The organism is Glaesserella parasuis, assembly GCF_017352235.1.
Classification (GTDB): Bacteria; Pseudomonadota; Gammaproteobacteria; order Enterobacterales; family Pasteurellaceae; genus Glaesserella; species Glaesserella parasuis.
On sequence record NZ_CP071487.1, the window covers coordinates 108,715 to 124,965 of the forward strand.

Below are 16,251 nucleotides of genomic sequence, written 5' to 3' on the forward strand. Positions count from 1 at the left end.
GAAGTAAATAACGAAGAAAATAATTTATTTGGCAATCAATAATAAAAAAACTAAGGGCTTTTTAATCACTCACTTCGTTTATTCGTCTGCCAAATCTCCCCTAGCCCCTCTTTGCTAAAGAGGGGGATAGCTAGAGGCTAGAAAAATATATTAATGGTAAGCTCCCTTCTACATACATTTCCCTAATCCTAATAAAAAGTTTAAAATAGCCAACATATTCTTTTTAATTTTTCGACGGAGATCGCAAAAATGGCTGTTTTAGACGTTTTAATTTACCCAGATGAGAATTTGGCTAAGGTTTGCCAACCCGTAGAAACGGTGGACGCAGAACTAAATACCTTTATTGATAATATGTTTGACACAATGTATGAACACGAGGGGATCGGGCTTGCTGCACCGCAAGTCAATGTGCTTAAACGTGTGATTACTATTGATATTGAAGGGGATAAAACTAATCAAATCGTGTTGATTAACCCTGAGATTTTGGAAAGCAGTGGCGAAACGGGTATTGAAGAAGGGTGTTTGTCTATTCCTGGTTGTCGAGCTTTAGTGCCACGCAAAGAGAAATTGACAGTTAAAGCGTTAAATCGTGAAGGTCAAACGTTTACGCTTGAAGCAGATGGTTTGTTAGCCATTTGTATTCAGCACGAAATCGATCACTTAAATGGTGTGTTGTTTGTGGATCATATTTCCCAACTTAAACGCCAACGTATCAAAGAAAAAATGCTCAAACTGAAAAAACAGATTGAGCGTGCGAAATAAAGGAGAAGACAATGATTATTGTAACAGGAGGTGCTGGCTTTATCGGTAGCAATATTGTTAAGGCGTTAAATGCTATCGGTAGAACCGATATTTTAGTGGTGGATAACCTGAAAAATGGTGAGAAGTTTGTTAATTTAGTCGATTTAGACATTGCAGATTATTGTGATAAAGAAGATTTTATTGCATCTATTATTGCAGGCGATGATTTTGGTGAGATTGATGCGATTTTCCACGAGGGGGCTTGTTCAGCAACGACGGAGTGGGACGGTAAATACTTAATGCAGAACAACTATGAGTATTCTAAAGAGTTGTTGCATTTCTGTTTAGATCGCCAAATTCCTTTCTTTTATGCGTCAAGTGCGGCGACCTACGGCGGTCGTTCGGACAACTTTATTGAAGAGAGAAAATTTGAACAGCCGTTAAATGTTTATGGCTATTCTAAATTTTTGTTTGATGAATATGTGCGTAAAATTTTGCCTGAGGCAGAGTCGCCAGTGTGTGGCTTTAAGTATTTCAATGTGTATGGTCCACGCGAACAGCATAAAGGCTCGATGGCAAGTGTGGCGTTCCATTTGAATACGCAAATTCTTAAAGGCGAAAATCCGAAACTATTTGAAGGTTCGGAAACATTTTTGCGTGATTTTGTGTATGTGGAAGATGTCGCTCAGGTGAATATTTGGGCGTGGCAAAATAGGATTTCGGGTATTTTCAATCTGGGTACAGGCAATGCGGAGTCTTTCCGTGCCGTTGCTGATGCGGTGTTGGCGTTCCATCAAAAAGGGCAAATTGAAACTATTCCATTCCCAGATCATTTAAAATCTCGTTACCAAACCTTTACCCAAGCTGATTTAACCAAACTGCGTGCGGCAGGTTATGATAAGCCGTTTAAAACCGTTGCAGAGGGGACTAAGGCTTATATGGAGTGGTTGAATAGATAAAATGTAAGCGGTAAGATTGAGCTGAAATCTTACCGCTTTGTCTTTTAGATGTAGTGAATTCCATTAAAATCCCAAATGGAGAAGGTATTTTATGAAATATAATCTCATCGCATTTTCTTTGCTTGCATTACCTTTAGTAACTAAAGCAAACCCAACTTGGGTAGATCATCAACGAATAAAATTACAAGATCAGCTTGCCAGCATTAAAACAGCATTTGAGTGTCGTATTTGGTGATGAAGATTTAGATAACCACGCTCAGGATCAAAATCAGTTGCAGCGTAATTATCGATCACTATTAAGTAGACATAAAAAGTATGATAGTAAACAGATACGAAATGATAATGCGTCTTTAGCATTACGTTGGTCTAAAGGTGTTAAAGCATTAGGGATTGATACTGATGTGGATTTAGGGATTCGTTCTGGGACAGACATATTCTTACGTTTCAAAGTAGCTAAAACCTGGCAACACAATGAGGTATTTTCTACTCGATTAGAGTAAATTTATCGATACGGTATAGAAAGCAAGCACTATCTCCGCACTAATTTTGAAAATAAATTCCAGTGGAAACCTCAGGTTTTTATCAATAATCATACCTTTCTACAATATACTCGTGATTTAGATGAGAATGTTGAATCGGGAAATAGCTTATATCGTCAGCACGATTTTGCGGGCTATAAAAAAATTGAGCTATGGTTTATTTGTTGGCGGTAACATGAATAAGAAAAAAGCGGCTCTAACTCACTACGGACCTTTCATCAACTGGCAGCAACCAATTTGGAAAGATTGAGTGTTTATTCAGCCTGAAGTCCATTTTTACAATGATAAAAAACAAAATCGTAAACACCATTTCGGCGCTTTTTACGACTGGAAGCGATTTTCTAACATCTTTTTTAGGCAAACAAAGTAATAATATTACAAATAGTGAAAATAGCATAATCAGACGATTAAATATTATCTAACTATTTACTATCCCGAATATTCTTGTAAATTTAATTAATATCTTATTTATAGTAATAATCTATTCTTGTGGTCTTGCCAGCTTTTTATAGAAAAAAGGTAGACTAATTCTGTTATGCAATCCATTCCACTCAGAAAGCGATTATTAGAAGGCTATTTTTGTCAGGTTGGTTTACGTTGAGATACGTGTAGAAACTTGAGTTGGCGGAGCGTATGGGAGTCCAACTCACCCTCTAATATATTGAAATTTAAAGATTTTATTTTTGTAACTTAAAATCTTGTTACTAATCTTGTTACTATTTTTCATTTCATACCCCTAAATAGATTATTATTTAATCATTTTTTAGCGGCTAAACACTACAGCATTTTGAAGTTTATCACTTGTATAACGATTTAATTTTAGGATAATCCATTTACTTAAAATAACACGCCTTGCAATTTTAAGAGACTGAAGAAAACCAGTATCAGCAAATTCAACATCTACCGCCATCATTCTAGGCATAATTATTCACTTTTAATCAAAAGATGATGATGGCTAGAACCCCGAAAAATTGCCGAAAACCACGAGCCCGTAACCCCGTGGAAAGCCCCACCCCGTCGGGAGTACCTTTTTATTTGGAGCAAATATATAATTATATTTCCTATGTATAATTTTGTATAAAGCCCCTAATTCTTAAAGCCCACAAAAAAGCCCTACATTCAAAAAATGTAAGGCTTATTATTTAGTACATCTGCTTAACATCGCAATCATAGATTTTTGAGAAGCGTTCTAGCGTTTTTTTCTGTGGCTTGCTGTCGCTTCGTTCCATTTGAGAAATAGCCCCTTGAGAAATCCCCACTTTGTCCGCTACTTCTTGCTGTGATAGGTTGCGATAAATCCGCCACGCTCCTAAATGGTTTACGTTATGTTTAATCATTATCATAACAACCTCATGAGGAATTAACGCATCGTCATTATCGCTTTGCTCGTAGGGTAGGCTTTCCCATTCTTCGTCATCCTCCTCCTCTATCCTAAAGCCGTACTCGTCTACATCTACTAACTTTTCATATTCCGCCATAGGTAAAATCACATATAAAGGCTTACCGCTGTTATCTCTGATATATTGTAAATTGCTCATTATTTCTTGCTCCTGTGTTTTATAGCTCTAGTTATAAGTCCGCTCGTCTCGCTTCTTAATCTCTTGGATTTCGATAATAATCGGTTTATTGTTCACTACTTTAAAAATTACCCTATAAAATCCCACTCTCATTCTAAACTTGCCTTTGTTTTGCTCGCCTTTCAGTTCGATAATATCTGCTTGAACATTTGGAAATTGTTGTAACGCTTCGATTTTTTCAATAATTCGGTCAAGGTATCGGCTATCAATAGTTCTTATCTGTTTGCTTGCCCTGCTTGCCCATCTAATCACAGCCATTTTATAACCCCTAAGATTACCCTTTCAATAGAATAATTATAAGATACTCTATAAATATATTCAATCTTTATCTTATAATTATCTTATTTATTAGTAATGATCGAACCTAACCAAGCATCGTGCGTACTGCTCCGAAATTCCGCCAAAATGTGTAGCATAAAAAGGGATATTATCCGCAGAAACCAAAACGCCACCCTACCGCCACTTTTACGCTTTCAAAAAAATTTTTTTTATATTTAGTAAAAAACAGTAGTCCAATTAGTCCAATCCTTTAAAATCAAACACTTAAGTGGCATTTTTTGGACTAATTGAGTAGTCCAATGTAGTCCAAAATTAGTCCAAAACTAACAAAATACTCTTATTGTTCATTTTTTGAGTAGTCCAAAATGCCCCAAAATTAGTCCAAAATGCCCTAAAATTAGTCCAAAACGACCCCAAATTAGTCCAATGAATTTTATGTAATATATTGATAAATAAAGATATTATTTTTTTAATAGGTATTTTGGACTAATTGGACTACTAAAAAACTACGCGCATGAAAAAAATTTTTTTGCAAAGATAAAAAAAGAGAGCTAACCATCTCTGGAAAGCTCTTAAATCACCAATGTAGCATACAGACCACAAAAAGCACTTAATGATATGGTTTGTTATGATTTTTATGCTTCATCACTTTCAACAAGTGGGAAAACGAGATAACATCTTGTACGTTTCGGATCTATCCTGCTTGGTATTCTTACTAAGTATCTATAGCCATTTTCGCCCTTAGATAGCATTCCTTTATCTGATAGGATTTTACAAGCCTGCTCCTTTGGGTGTCCCTTTATCGCTTCCTCAAAAGCTAATGGATACAGATAAAAGCTCTCTATCTCATTATCTCGTTGAGGAATGATTTTATAGCCTGCGATATTCGAGATGGCTCGCTGTTCGGGGTTGTTTGGGTATTCGATAAACCGCCCCTCCGCATTCGCTAATAACCAACCATTCACTTGCTCAATGATTTGCTTTTCTTCTTGGCTATGTAGCCCGAATATATTAATCCATTCATTGAAGCAATGTAGTAAGGCTTCACCGTTGGCGGAAGTGTCCCACCCTGTGAGAAAGCTCGCTAATTGTAAGGCGGTTTCAAGGATAGCGAAACGGCTGGCCACTCGTTGAACCTGTGGACTTGCGTCGCTTGGTAAGCGGTCTAGCCACTTGGCTTTTATTTGGCTATGAACGCTAATCAGTGTTTTCTGGTTGTCCGCCACTGTTAGCCATTCAATCCACGCCCTACCAACAGCTCCGTAGTGTTGCTTGCTCGCATAGTTTAAATGGTCGGCGTGTGCCTTGCCGTCAGAGAATGAATGATAGACTTTCGCCCTTGTGATAGGCACATTCAACAAGCGGACTAATTGCCCTGCGTTTGTCTTAATGCCTCCCATCGACAAATAGCCCTCTAGGTCAATCTCACCCGTCGAAAACGCCATAATCCGCCACCGTTGAAGCTCTCTATTACCGCCGTCTTTCGCTCCCTGTATTTTCCCCACGCCATTAAATAAAGCGTAGGCGGTTTGCTCTATGTACTTGCGGTTTGAGCCTTGCCCGATTTCATCAAGGGGCATAAAGTTATCATTTCTTGCTGAGGCTTCATTAATTAAACCTAACCCTGTCGCATTCCACGATAGGCGGATTTTGTCAGGGTGTCCGTATAGACTGCTGGCAATGTTAGCGGTGGTGGTTTTGCCTGCGGTTGAGCCACCGAATAAGTGAACTCCAAAGCTCTCAGCCTCTATGATGTTCATTATCGGGGCAGATAAAGCACAAGCCACGCCTAACATCATTGACGGATTACCTCGCACGTTATCGGCGATTTCTTGCCTCCAGCTCTCTATTGTGCCTTTGGTGTCGTATCCACTGGCGGTGGCGGATTGACGATTAAATAGCACGGGTGTTTCAGGTTCGCCTAATACTTCCCCATTTGGCAAAATATAAGCCCCATTATGCCACCCTGTAGCGTTGGTGATGTGCCATAGGGTACGCTTACCGCTACTTTGTAAATAGTCCGCTAGCTCGTTGCGTAGGTAGGTGCGAGTAGTTAAGCGTAGCCCTTTTGCTTTGAGCTGTCGCCATCCCTCCCGTTCGCCTAAATCCCCCAAGGATAACGCCTCTTTGATTGGTTGCGATTTGCCCTCAGGCGTCCACTCTAGCACGAGATAATGTTCAGCTTCACTTTGCCCTATACCTACTACAGAAATCACATCAGAAAGCCATTCTGTACGCTCTGATAGCAGTCCGCCTGTGTCCTTGTCATATTTCGGGGTAATGCGATAAAGCCCTTCTATGCCGTTCTCTGTGCGTTTTTCGATATAGGGTTTATGTTTATCTATGTCAGCATTCACATCATCACTAGCGGTCATTTCCGCCACGTTTTCCGCTATTGCTCCACCTTGTCGAATGCATTCGATATATCCGCTTAAATCTTCAAGGTGTTGCTCGGCTTCGTCAATGTAGTGAATGATTTTAGCCTGTGTATTCTTAGCAAGGTTTAAGTAAAGTTTAGCCATAATCTTACCGCTTACATCTTCACCGTGATTAGCTCGCTGTATCGTGATGATATAAGCCTTTTTAGGTGCTATGCGGTATTGATGAACGTTTTCCAAAACCTCACCTGTCAGCACAATAGGGGGCGATTTCTCGCCCTGTGGTAACACATCATCAAGTGCTATCTCGTCCTGTGAACGTTCAGCTGGTGGAGCTTTGGCAAAATCCCACGCTTGAGAGCCGATAATGATAAAGGCATTTTCCGCATTTGGTTTTTGCAGTTTCATATTTGGGGCGTTTTTTAGCTTAGTGAATGCTTTCATTTTCGCCCCCTGTTAAGCCCATCACTAACAACGTAAAGCCGTCTTGGGTCATTAGGTACATCTTTCTAGCTTTGCCTTGTTCGTCGATATATTTAGCCTCCTTAAAATTAAGGTGGCGAAATTCATCAGAGCAACCTAGATTTTTGATGATTTGTAATAGGTTGTCGTGTCGTTTACCAAAGTATTCCGCCACTTTTAGCGTATCAGTCATAGATACGCTTTCTTTGTGAAATACCTTTGGGAATACTGCGTTTAATAGTTCTGTTTTCATTGGGTTGTTCCTTAAATGTCAGGTTTTGTAAGGTTCTGTTGCCCCTTAAATCTCAGGTTTTCTCAGGTTCTAGTGTTTTTCTCATTTTTGAGTAAAACCCCCTAGGCTGTACTTTCATTTGGTGCTACCAACTCAATAACCGTAGGGCGAAGTGAACCGTCAGAGCTTGTATGGTCGATAACTTGCTTATCTAACCCTAGCAATTTGGCTTTACCCATTGTGGCTGATACTGCAACGCTTAACTGCCCACGTTCTAAAGCCTTTTCTCTGGCTACCTCTAGCTCATCTAGTAAATCATCTACGGTTAGTTTGTGTCGCTCTATGTGTTCAGCTTGTAGTTCCTCAATCCTTGCCGTAATCTTGCCGTTATCCATTAGCTCTTTTGCTTTGCGGTGAACCGTTTCGGGTTTCATTCCATCCGCTTTATAAGCCTTGCGATAGGCTTCGCTTGCGTTGCCCGTTTCTACAAAATACTGAGCAAAATTTTCTTGCTTTGGTCTGTCTAAGGTTGGCATTGCTCCCCCTTAAACTGTGATAAATAGCGTTGTGTTTCGTACTCGGTCAGCATTGGTAAACCACATTTAGCACGCTCACCATTTAGCAAGGTGATAGCTTTCAAGGCTTCTTTTGTATTGGGTAAGCGGTAAATCGTGTAAGTCCCTGTTCCGTATTGGTTTGGTCTTTCGGTTTTGTGAATGGCGATATTGTGTAATCTTGGTAATTCCGTCACCTCATTACGCCCGCTATTGATGAAGTATTTAAAGTCAATCTCTCGCCCGCTAATCCCTTGTGGGTGTTCTAGTAGTGCGGTGATAGATTTTGCTTTTCGGGTTGGGTAGATAAGTTGTTTCATAAGATGTTACCTCGTCTTATTGTTGGAATGAAGCCAACCACGCTTTTACATCGCTCTCTTTCCAACGAGAAGAACGCCCCCATTTCTCAGGCTGTGCTAATTTCCCGTTTTTAATGTGTCGATAAATGAAAGCGTGTGATACTCCGCTTAATGCTCTTAATTCCGCCATTGAGTAACGTTTCTCTACGGCTTCGGTTGTGGTTTGGTTTTGAATTTGTTTCATATAAATACCCCTGTTTATGTTGGTTTACGGTTGGAAATGTAGGAGTATTGTAGAAATGAAGTTTGTGCTATTGGGGATAATGAACAAATGAACTGGTTCATTGAACTAATGAACTGAGAGAGATAAAAATAAACCGCCATAAAGGCGGTATAGTTTATTGCGATAAATATTTTTTAATGGTGTTTTTTGAGACTACGTCGACCCTATCCCAAATTCTGTGTAAACACCCATTTCAACTTAACGGTGATCGTCTAAGCGATCACCAAAATCAATCATAAATCGATTCATCGCCAGTTTCCAGTTCTGAATCGGCATTGTCCATTTTTTTGATGCATCTTTAATCGCAAGCCAAATCACTTTGAAAACTGAATCATCCGTCGGGAATACATTTCGTTTTTTAATCACGCGACGAATCACGCTATTAAGCGATTCCACAGCATTCGTGGTATAAATCGCTTTACGAATATCAGCCGGATAATCAAAAAATGTGGCAATATTTGCCCAGTTATCTTCCCAGCCTTTCGCCACAAGCGGGTATTTTGCCTGCCATTTTTGCGAAAGTGCGGTCAGATTTTCGCGAGCTTGTGCTTCCGTCGGGGCCTGATAAACCTGCTTTAAATCTGCGGTGACGGCTTTGTAATCTTTCCACGAAACGAATTTCAAGCTGTTACGCACTAAATGCACAATGCAAAGCTGAATTTTCGTTTTAGGATAGACTGCATTGATGGCTTCCGGGAAGCCTTTTAAACCGTCTACACAGGCAATAAAAATGTCTTTTAAGCCTCGATTTTGAAGCTCTGTCAGCACATTCGCCCAGAACTTCGCACCTTCATTTTCAGCAATCCAAAGCCCCAATAACTCTTTATGTCCTTCAAGATTCACACCCAAGGCAACAAACACGGATTTGTTGATAATTCGTCCATCTTGGCGTACTTTCACTACGATACAATCTAGGTAAACAATTGGATAAACCGCATCAAGTGGGCGATTTTGCCATTCCATTACGCGTTCTTTCACGGCGTCGGTAACGCGAGAAATCAGGCTGCTTGACACATCCGCATCATAGAGTTCTTTGAACATTTCAACGATTTCCTGATTACTTAACCCTTTGGAATATAAGGCAATAATCTGCTCATCCATTCCTGTGATGCGGGTTTGGTTTTTCTTGATAAGTTGCGGTTCAAAGGTGCCGTCACGGTCACGAGGCGTCTCAATTTCTATCTCACCTTCATCACAAATGACGGTCTTAGATGTGTAACCGTTACGTGCATTTTTACCTTTTCTAGGCTGATGTTTTTCATAACCAAGATGGTCGGTCAGTTCACCATTTAACGCAGCCTCGACGGTGATTTTCTTGAGCATCCGTGAAAATTGATTGAGGTCTTCTGGTGTTTTTAGGTTTTTGGCAAATTCCGCTGCCAAGGCGTGAAGTTGTTTTTCGTTCATAATAAAATACCTGTGTCTGAATGTATTATCTCAGAAACAGGTATTTACACAAATTGTGGGAGAGGCTCGACTACGTCTCTATTTTTATGTGTGAGTGAAATTTTAGTATGTAATTTGCTGTATGATGGAATTTTCCCATTGTCTAGTAAATCAGGGTTAATAATATCTTCTATAAATTTCATCAAAGTGTCGGGTTTATATGTGAATGTTCCTATATCCTCATCTATTAAATGCGTATTTTGTACCTGTTCAGGTTCTTTTTTATTATCATCATAAAAAATAGGAATGTCTGGGAATGGTTCGATTTTAAAGCCCATTTTATCTGCAAAAAGTTCTAGATCTTCCCTATGAATGTTCACTATTTTTACATCACCTAGCTCACTATTGTGTTCTATTTCTATTGATGATTTTCTCAATAGTCCACTTTTAATATATTGCTCTAGGATAGTTTGAGCAGATTTAAAATCTTGATTAAGAATATCATTACCAACATCACAAGGATTTAAACCGAATAGAATTGAAGCGGCTTCATAAGTTGAAAAATAAATCTGATAACGATAAAGATATAAATGCTCATTAGAATTAAGATTTTTTCTCTTTTCCAAAAGGAAAGGCGTTATATAGTCCTCCTCTAAATCTTCAATATACTGCTCTCCAATATGTTGTGCTACTTCATATTGTACTGCTTCAGATATAAGATTGTTTTTTTCTTTGGGTGTGTTCATAACTATCCCCTGTGTTAAGCCTGTTTTATTTTTATTATGTCCGTTTATGTGTGTTTATAAACAGTTATTATTTTACATAGGCTTTTGAAAAATTCATCATATTGACTTTTTGAGAACTCTTTTCCCTTCGTGTTGGTTATTGATTTTAAAAAGAAAAAATTTTGTAAAAAAATCACAATAAAAAAGCCTAGCTGTAAAACTAGGCTTAATCGGTACTTATAAAAATGGTTTTGGTGCTAATTCTTCCACATAATCCGCCCAATGTTGCAACATATCAAAACGTTGCTCTAAGTAGTTCGCTTTGTTATAACTGCCTCGTATTCGATTTCTATCTTTGTGCGATAAAGCTCGCTCTATCCAATCCGCATTAAAATTCTGCTCGTTGAGTGATGTACTGAACAAATAGCGGATGCCGTGAGTGGTTAGCCGATCTTCACCAATGGATTTAATAATTGCTTTACGCATTGTTTCTATAGATAAATGCCCTGTTTTCTTTGAAGCAACACTAGCAAAAACAAAAGGACTTTGAATATTGGCGTTTACTACCTCATTAAAATGCCTCATCTTGTTTAAAAGCTCAATAGATTGGCGTGATAGCGTAACAATGTGCGTTCTGCCCTCAGGTAAGTTCTTATTCCCTTTCTGTACTTGATAAGCCCATAACCTTTCTTTTTCGTCTATATCTTCCCATTTTGCTTTTGCAATTTCAGAGGGTCTGCCACCTGTTAACAGAACCAACATCACAGCATAAAACACATTTAAACCAAAACGCCCCTTATCTCGTTTTTGATAGAAAGCCTGTAGAAATTCCGCTAATTCGTCAGGTTGAATTGTGTTCATACTTTGTGGAGTTGGTTTATCAAATTCTTTACCAATGTCAGAAAGGTTATTAGTTGCTATTAGCCCACGGTGTAAAGCGTAACGCATTACCTCGTTAATTTTAGCGATAGTTTTGCGTATAGTTTCAAGTTTCCCTGCTCTCTCTAAAGGCTTTAACGCATTAATTGCAATAAGTGGGGTTATTTCTGAAATAGGATAATTGCCAAAATGTGGGAGGATGTGGCGTTTAAATAAAGCCCATGTATCTTTTGCAGTTCGTTCTGAAAAGTCAGCTTTAAGTTTTCTATCCTCGAACCACTTCACAGCCATTTTTTCAAAAGTTAATTCTAATCTATTCGCTTGCTCTTGCTTATCTAGTTCCCTTTGTCTAACAGGATCGATATTTTGAGCAAGTAACGCCCTTGCTTTTGCGTGTTCTTTCCTTGCTTGTATTAAAGAGATTTCAGGGTATTCCCCTATAGTGAAGTTTGTTCTCGTTTTGGTGTATGGTTTGTAATAGTTAAAAACAAACACTTTAGCCCCGCTCTTTCTAACAATTAAACGCAATCCGCCACCGTCAGATAGTGGATAATCTTTATCTTTGGGTTTTGCTTGTCTGATCTGCGTATCGACTAGCTTGTATTTCATCTTAAAAATCCGTAAAAAGTAACAAGGAAGTAACAAGGTTTTACCAGTCCAATAAATCTTCCTAAGCATTGATATATCTAGCTCTAAACTAAAAATAGTAACAAGGTTATTTAAATAAAAGATGGTTTTTTGGGAGTAGCCAACACAAAAGGCAAAATCTTGTTACTAATCTTGTTACTATTTTTTTGTGATGATAGGATACATTGAGAGACGCAGGGAGACAATAAAAAGATTAAAAAGCTAGTATTTGCAAGGTTTTTTGTTAGGTTGGTTTACGTTGAGATACGTGTAGATAAGTGAGTTGGCGGAGGCGTATGGGAGTTGAACCCACCCGAGAACGCCGGCGTCCTCAACAGGATTTGAAGTCCTGCCACATCACCGGATATGACACACCTCCGAAAAAGTAGCACTATTCTACTGAATTTATTAGAATTGTGCAAAATTTCTGACAGATCTCTGCTATGCAATCACTATTTCGTTCAATTCCTGCAATTGATAAACTGCTAAAAACATCACAAGGTGCTGATTTAATTCAACAATTCGGACATCAAGCCTTTGTTGCTCAAGCTCGTTTACTGATTGAACAAGCTCGCCAACATATTCAGCAACATCAAAGTCTGCCTGACTTTCTACAAACAGAACATACGCTTTTTAACGAATTAACTCACCGCTTGCAAAGCCTTGCTCAAGTTAAAATGAAACCTGTGTTTAACCTGACAGGAACGGTTTTGCATACCAATCTTGGTCGTGGCTTGTGGTCGGAACAAGCGATTTCAGCTGCTACCGATGCAATGCGAAATAATGTGGCGTTAGAGTTCGATATTGAAGCAGGTAAACGCAGTCACCGTGATCTCTATATTTCTGAGCTGTTGCAACAACTGACAGGGGCGGAAGCGACTTGCGTGGTCAATAACAATGCGGCTGCCGTATTGTTAATGTTGGCTACTTTTGCTCAAGGCAAAGAAGTGATTATCTCACGTGGCGAATTAATTGAGATAGGCGGTGCTTTCCGTATCCCTGACATTATGGCTCAAGCAGGGTGCAAGTTGGTTGAAGTGGGTACAACAAATCGCACCCATTTAAAAGATTATCGCAACGCAATCAACGAAAATACTGCATTTTTAATGAAAGTTCACACCAGTAATTACCAAATTCAAGGTTTTACTTCGAGTGTGAGTGAAGAAGAGTTGGTGGCATTAGGGCAAGAGTTTAATCTACCTGTGATTAGCGATTTAGGCAGTGGCTCGCTCACCGATATGCAAGCCCTCAACCTACCTGCCGAGCCGATAATGCAACAAAAAGTCGCTTCAGGTGTGGATTTAGTTTCGTTTTCAGGGGATAAACTACTTGGCGGTCCACAAGCTGGGATTATTGTTGGGAAAAAAGCCTTTATCGATCAACTTCAACAGCACCCACTCAAACGGGTTTTGCGTTGTGATAAAGTGATTTTGTCAGGCTTAGAAGCTACGTTACGCCACTATCTTTTCCCTGATCGTTTAACGGACGAGCTACCGACACTGCACTTGCTAACACAATCCCTTGATGGTCTGCAACAGAAAGCAGAACGTTTAAAAGAGGCGCTCTACAAGCGGTTAGATCAGCGCTATATTTTGCAAATCGAACCGAGTGAAGCTCAAATCGGTAGCGGTGCCTTGCCAACGGAAAAAATCCCATCGCTTGCTGTGACTATTTCGGCAGACAAACAGAGCGATTTACTTGAATTAGAAAAACAGTTTAAAACCTATCCAAACCCGATTATTGCTCGTTTTGCACAACAAAAAATGTGGCTAGATGTGAGAAGTGTGGCGGAGTTTGAGGTGCTTATTTTTATGTTGGAGGAACTATGATCATCGTCACCGCAGGACACGTCGATCACGGCAAAACATCACTTTTATACGCCTTAACGGGCACTCACACCGCTCACTTGCCAGAAGAGAAAAAACGGGGGCTGACGATTGATCTTGGCTATGCTTATTTGCCGATTGAAAATGATATTTTGGGTTTTATTGATGTTCCAGGCCACCAAAAATTTCTGTCTAATATGCTGGCAGGTCTTGGCGGTGTCCAACACGCTTTGTTGGTTGTATCGGCAGACGAGGGGATTAAACCGCAGACGGAAGAACACCTTGCTATTCTTCGCCTGTTGAATTTTAAGCAGATTATTGTCGTACTCACCAAAGCGGACAGAGCAGAAGCTACTCGTATAACCCAGCTGATCGAACAATTAAAACAGCGTTATCCGTTTTTAGCTTCAGCACATTTCTTTGTGACTTCGGCTCAGACAGGCGAGGGAATTGAGCCGTTAAAGCACTATCTGATCAGCCTTAATCACCAAAGCACACAAATAGATAAACCGTTCCGCTATGCGATTGACCGTGTATTTAATGTGAAAGGTGCAGGCTTGGTAGTAACAGGGACTGCAGTCGCTGGGAAAGTGGCTATCGGTGATGAATTTTATCTCTCAAGCGGTCAGAAAGTGCGGATAAAAAACATTCACGCCCAAAATAACGAAGCGTCAATCGGGGTGGCAGGGCAACGTTTAGCCTTAAATATCGCCAATGTGGAAAAAGAGCAGATTGAACGTGGCGACTGGATTACACAGCAGGATCCCCAATTTGCTTGTGACCGCATTACCGTTCGCCTAACGACAGCCCAAGCTTTAAAAGAAAACAGTGTTGTGCATCTCTATCACTTTGCCAGTCACACTACCGCAAAATTAAATTTACTGGATAGAAGCCAATGTCTTGCTGATGATACAGCGATAGCCGAACTGATTTTAGATACGCCGTTACACATTGCTTTGCAAGACAAACTTATTTTGCGTAGTGGCGACGATAGTCAAACCCTTGCTGGTGCGGAAGTGATCGAAATCCACTCACCAAAACGCCATAAACGTAGCGAAGCACGCTTGAGTTATCTCTCACAGTTAGCTAACTGCACGAGCTATCAAGAACGTATTGCACTCTACCTGCAACATAAAGCGGTGAATTTAACCCAACTACTGTGGGCAGAGCAGATTTTTATTCGTGATTTAGAAAAACTGGCGGAAAAATCGGATTACTATCTCAACTCTAATCACCTGTTTAACGGGGCATTTAAAACTCAGATCCAGCAACATATTGTGGCGACGCTCGAAGAGTATCACCAACAACATAGCGATCAGCTTGGAGTGACAAAGGCTCGTTTACATCGTATTGCTACGTTAGAGTTATCAGAACAACTTGCCTTTGCCCTCATTGACGAACTGATTGCCGATAACACTTTGGCACAAACACGCGGTTGGATCCATACCTCAACGCATCGAATTGAGTTCAATGATGCTGAATTGCAAATTTGGGCAGAAATCCGACCGCTATTTGAACGAACCAATCAAGCCTTATGGGTTAGAGATATTGCTTCCGAACTGTCCATAGATGAAACTGAAATGCGTAACTTGCTATATAAAGCAGGGAAGTTGGGCTATTTAGTGCCGATTGTCAAAGACCGTTTCCTATTACACGAACAGATCAGTGCATTTGCTCAGCTTATCAAAAATTTCATTGAACAACACGGTGAAATTTCGGTAAATCAGCTTAGAGATGAAATTCAATATGGGCGTAAAGTGACTGTACAACTGATCGAATACTTCGACCGTTCAGGCTTCTTACGCCGTAAGGGGAATGTTCATTTGTTGAGGGATAGGGATACTTATTAGGAACTATAGAGAGTACTACCATGCACGGAGACGAGGAATAAAATCTGAGAATTTTATGATGTGAGGCTAAAATTTCATTGCAAGAAGCATATGAGGCTTTAAGACCATATGACGCTAATAATAAGTATGGTTCTGATATTAGTGATCATAATAGATATAGCTTTTGGGCATTGGTTAATAATATTCCTTGCCTCATCTCTATACGAAAAGAAGGCAGGGGAATTAAGCTTATGGTTACTAGAGGGGAAGATCATAACTTCATTCTTAGATCTCAAGGGTTAAAAGAAAGTAACATTCCAAAGAACTTGAAATCAATAGTGTAAGGAGGGTAGATGTTTATTTTAGGTATTATTTTGATTATATTAAATTTACTTATTAGTTCTAGACAAAAAACAATGAATTTGGGTAGAGAGTTAGATTATATCAACCCATTCTTATTTTTAGGTAGAGTTATTTGTATCATTGTTAGCTTTTTCTAATAAAATTCCTCTCTAAACAAGCGGTTAAATTGTTGCCAAACTTTGCAAAATCCGCTATAATCCCTAACCATTTAGGTAAAAATTGGCTGACAGCTTTGAGTGGTCAGCCTTTTGTGCTTGAACGCAAGTGTTGGTTTTGTCATTTTAATCAACAAAATTTGCAAATCTCCTGCCCA

General features: G+C 39.5%; 16 protein-coding genes, 1 tRNA gene and 1 pseudogene. 6 read left to right on the forward strand and 12 right to left on the reverse strand.

Annotation, left to right across the window (positions count from 1 at the left end; translation table 11 throughout):
- The first annotated feature begins 249 nt into the window (after nt 1–249).
- The 4 genes from def (at nt 250) to J1G47_RS00590 (ending at nt 2,200) form a co-directional block, all read left to right on the forward strand.
- Entirely contained in the window at nt 250–762 is a 513-nt protein-coding gene (gene def / locus J1G47_RS00575) for a peptide deformylase (RefSeq protein ID WP_005712670.1), read from the forward strand.
- A gap of 11 nt (nt 763–773) precedes the next feature.
- Entirely contained in the window at nt 774–1,700 is a 927-nt protein-coding gene (rfaD, locus tag J1G47_RS00580) for an ADP-glyceromanno-heptose 6-epimerase (RefSeq protein WP_035525215.1), read from the forward strand.
- A 91-nt stretch (nt 1,701–1,791) separates the two neighbouring features.
- Nucleotides 1,792–1,935, forward strand: coding sequence for a hypothetical protein (locus J1G47_RS00585; protein ID WP_010787341.1), 144 nt, complete (start codon nt 1,792–1,794; stop codon nt 1,933–1,935).
- On the forward strand, nt 1,895–2,200 hold the full coding sequence (locus tag J1G47_RS00590) for a hypothetical protein (protein ID WP_021110192.1): 306 nt from the start codon (nt 1,895–1,897) through the stop codon (nt 2,198–2,200). Before J1G47_RS00585 ends, J1G47_RS00590 begins: the two co-directional genes overlap by 41 nt.
- Before the next feature lie 802 nt (nt 2,201–3,002).
- Here the strand turns inward: J1G47_RS00590 and J1G47_RS00595 are convergent.
- From J1G47_RS00595 to J1G47_RS00650, 12 genes and pseudogenes are all read right to left on the reverse strand, one after another.
- On the reverse strand, nt 3,003–3,161 hold the full coding sequence (locus J1G47_RS00595) for a hypothetical protein (protein WP_010787342.1): 159 nt from the start codon (nt 3,159–3,161) through the stop codon (nt 3,003–3,005).
- A 220-nt stretch (nt 3,162–3,381) separates the two neighbouring features.
- Nucleotides 3,382–3,777, reverse strand: a complete 396-nt coding sequence (locus tag J1G47_RS00600; RefSeq protein WP_016527749.1) for a helix-turn-helix domain-containing protein — start codon at nt 3,775–3,777, stop codon at nt 3,382–3,384.
- 27 nt (nt 3,778–3,804) lie between these two features.
- Entirely contained in the window at nt 3,805–4,074 is a 270-nt protein-coding gene (locus J1G47_RS00605; RefSeq protein WP_005713045.1) for a type II toxin-antitoxin system RelE family toxin, read from the reverse strand.
- A gap of 656 nt (nt 4,075–4,730) precedes the next feature.
- A complete protein-coding gene (locus J1G47_RS00610) occupies nt 4,731–6,917 on the reverse strand; it encodes a DUF927 domain-containing protein (protein ID WP_207326685.1) in 2,187 nt (728 codons plus the stop codon).
- 7 nt (nt 6,918–6,924) lie between these two features.
- Nucleotides 6,925–7,188 (reverse strand): annotated as a pseudogene (locus J1G47_RS00615) (Rha family transcriptional regulator); the annotation flags it as partial.
- A gap of 101 nt (nt 7,189–7,289) precedes the next feature.
- A complete protein-coding gene (locus tag J1G47_RS00620; protein WP_010787351.1) occupies nt 7,290–7,703 on the reverse strand; it encodes a terminase small subunit in 414 nt (137 codons plus the stop codon).
- Entirely contained in the window at nt 7,691–8,041 is a 351-nt protein-coding gene (locus tag J1G47_RS00625) for a hypothetical protein (RefSeq protein WP_075592434.1), read from the reverse strand. The genes J1G47_RS00620 and J1G47_RS00625 overlap by 13 nt, the downstream gene beginning before the upstream one ends.
- A gap of 16 nt (nt 8,042–8,057) precedes the next feature.
- A complete protein-coding gene (locus tag J1G47_RS00630) occupies nt 8,058–8,264 on the reverse strand; it encodes a helix-turn-helix transcriptional regulator (protein ID WP_202115716.1) in 207 nt (68 codons plus the stop codon).
- Nucleotides 8,265–8,501: 237 nt separating this feature from the next.
- Entirely contained in the window at nt 8,502–9,710 is a 1,209-nt protein-coding gene (locus J1G47_RS00635; protein ID WP_016527735.1) for an IS256 family transposase, read from the reverse strand.
- Between the two features lie 44 nt (nt 9,711–9,754).
- Nucleotides 9,755–10,435, reverse strand: coding sequence for a hypothetical protein (locus J1G47_RS00640; RefSeq protein WP_207326686.1), 681 nt, complete (start codon nt 10,433–10,435; stop codon nt 9,755–9,757).
- Between the two features lie 216 nt (nt 10,436–10,651).
- A complete protein-coding gene (locus J1G47_RS00645; RefSeq protein WP_207326841.1) occupies nt 10,652–11,911 on the reverse strand; it encodes a tyrosine-type recombinase/integrase in 1,260 nt (419 codons plus the stop codon).
- Nucleotides 11,912–12,204: 293 nt separating this feature from the next.
- Nucleotides 12,205–12,299: transfer RNA gene (locus tag J1G47_RS00650), tRNA-Sec, on the reverse strand.
- Between the two features lie 64 nt (nt 12,300–12,363).
- On the opposite strand from J1G47_RS00650, the gene selA reads away from it, so the two are divergent.
- Nucleotides 12,364–13,749, forward strand: a complete 1,386-nt coding sequence (gene selA, locus J1G47_RS00655) for an L-seryl-tRNA(Sec) selenium transferase (RefSeq protein WP_207326687.1) — start codon at nt 12,364–12,366, stop codon at nt 13,747–13,749.
- Nucleotides 13,746–15,596, forward strand: coding sequence for a selenocysteine-specific translation elongation factor (gene selB / locus J1G47_RS00660; protein ID WP_207326688.1), 1,851 nt, complete (start codon nt 13,746–13,748; stop codon nt 15,594–15,596). Before selA ends, selB begins: the two co-directional genes overlap by 4 nt.
- The last annotated feature ends 655 nt before the right edge of the window (nt 15,597–16,251 follow it).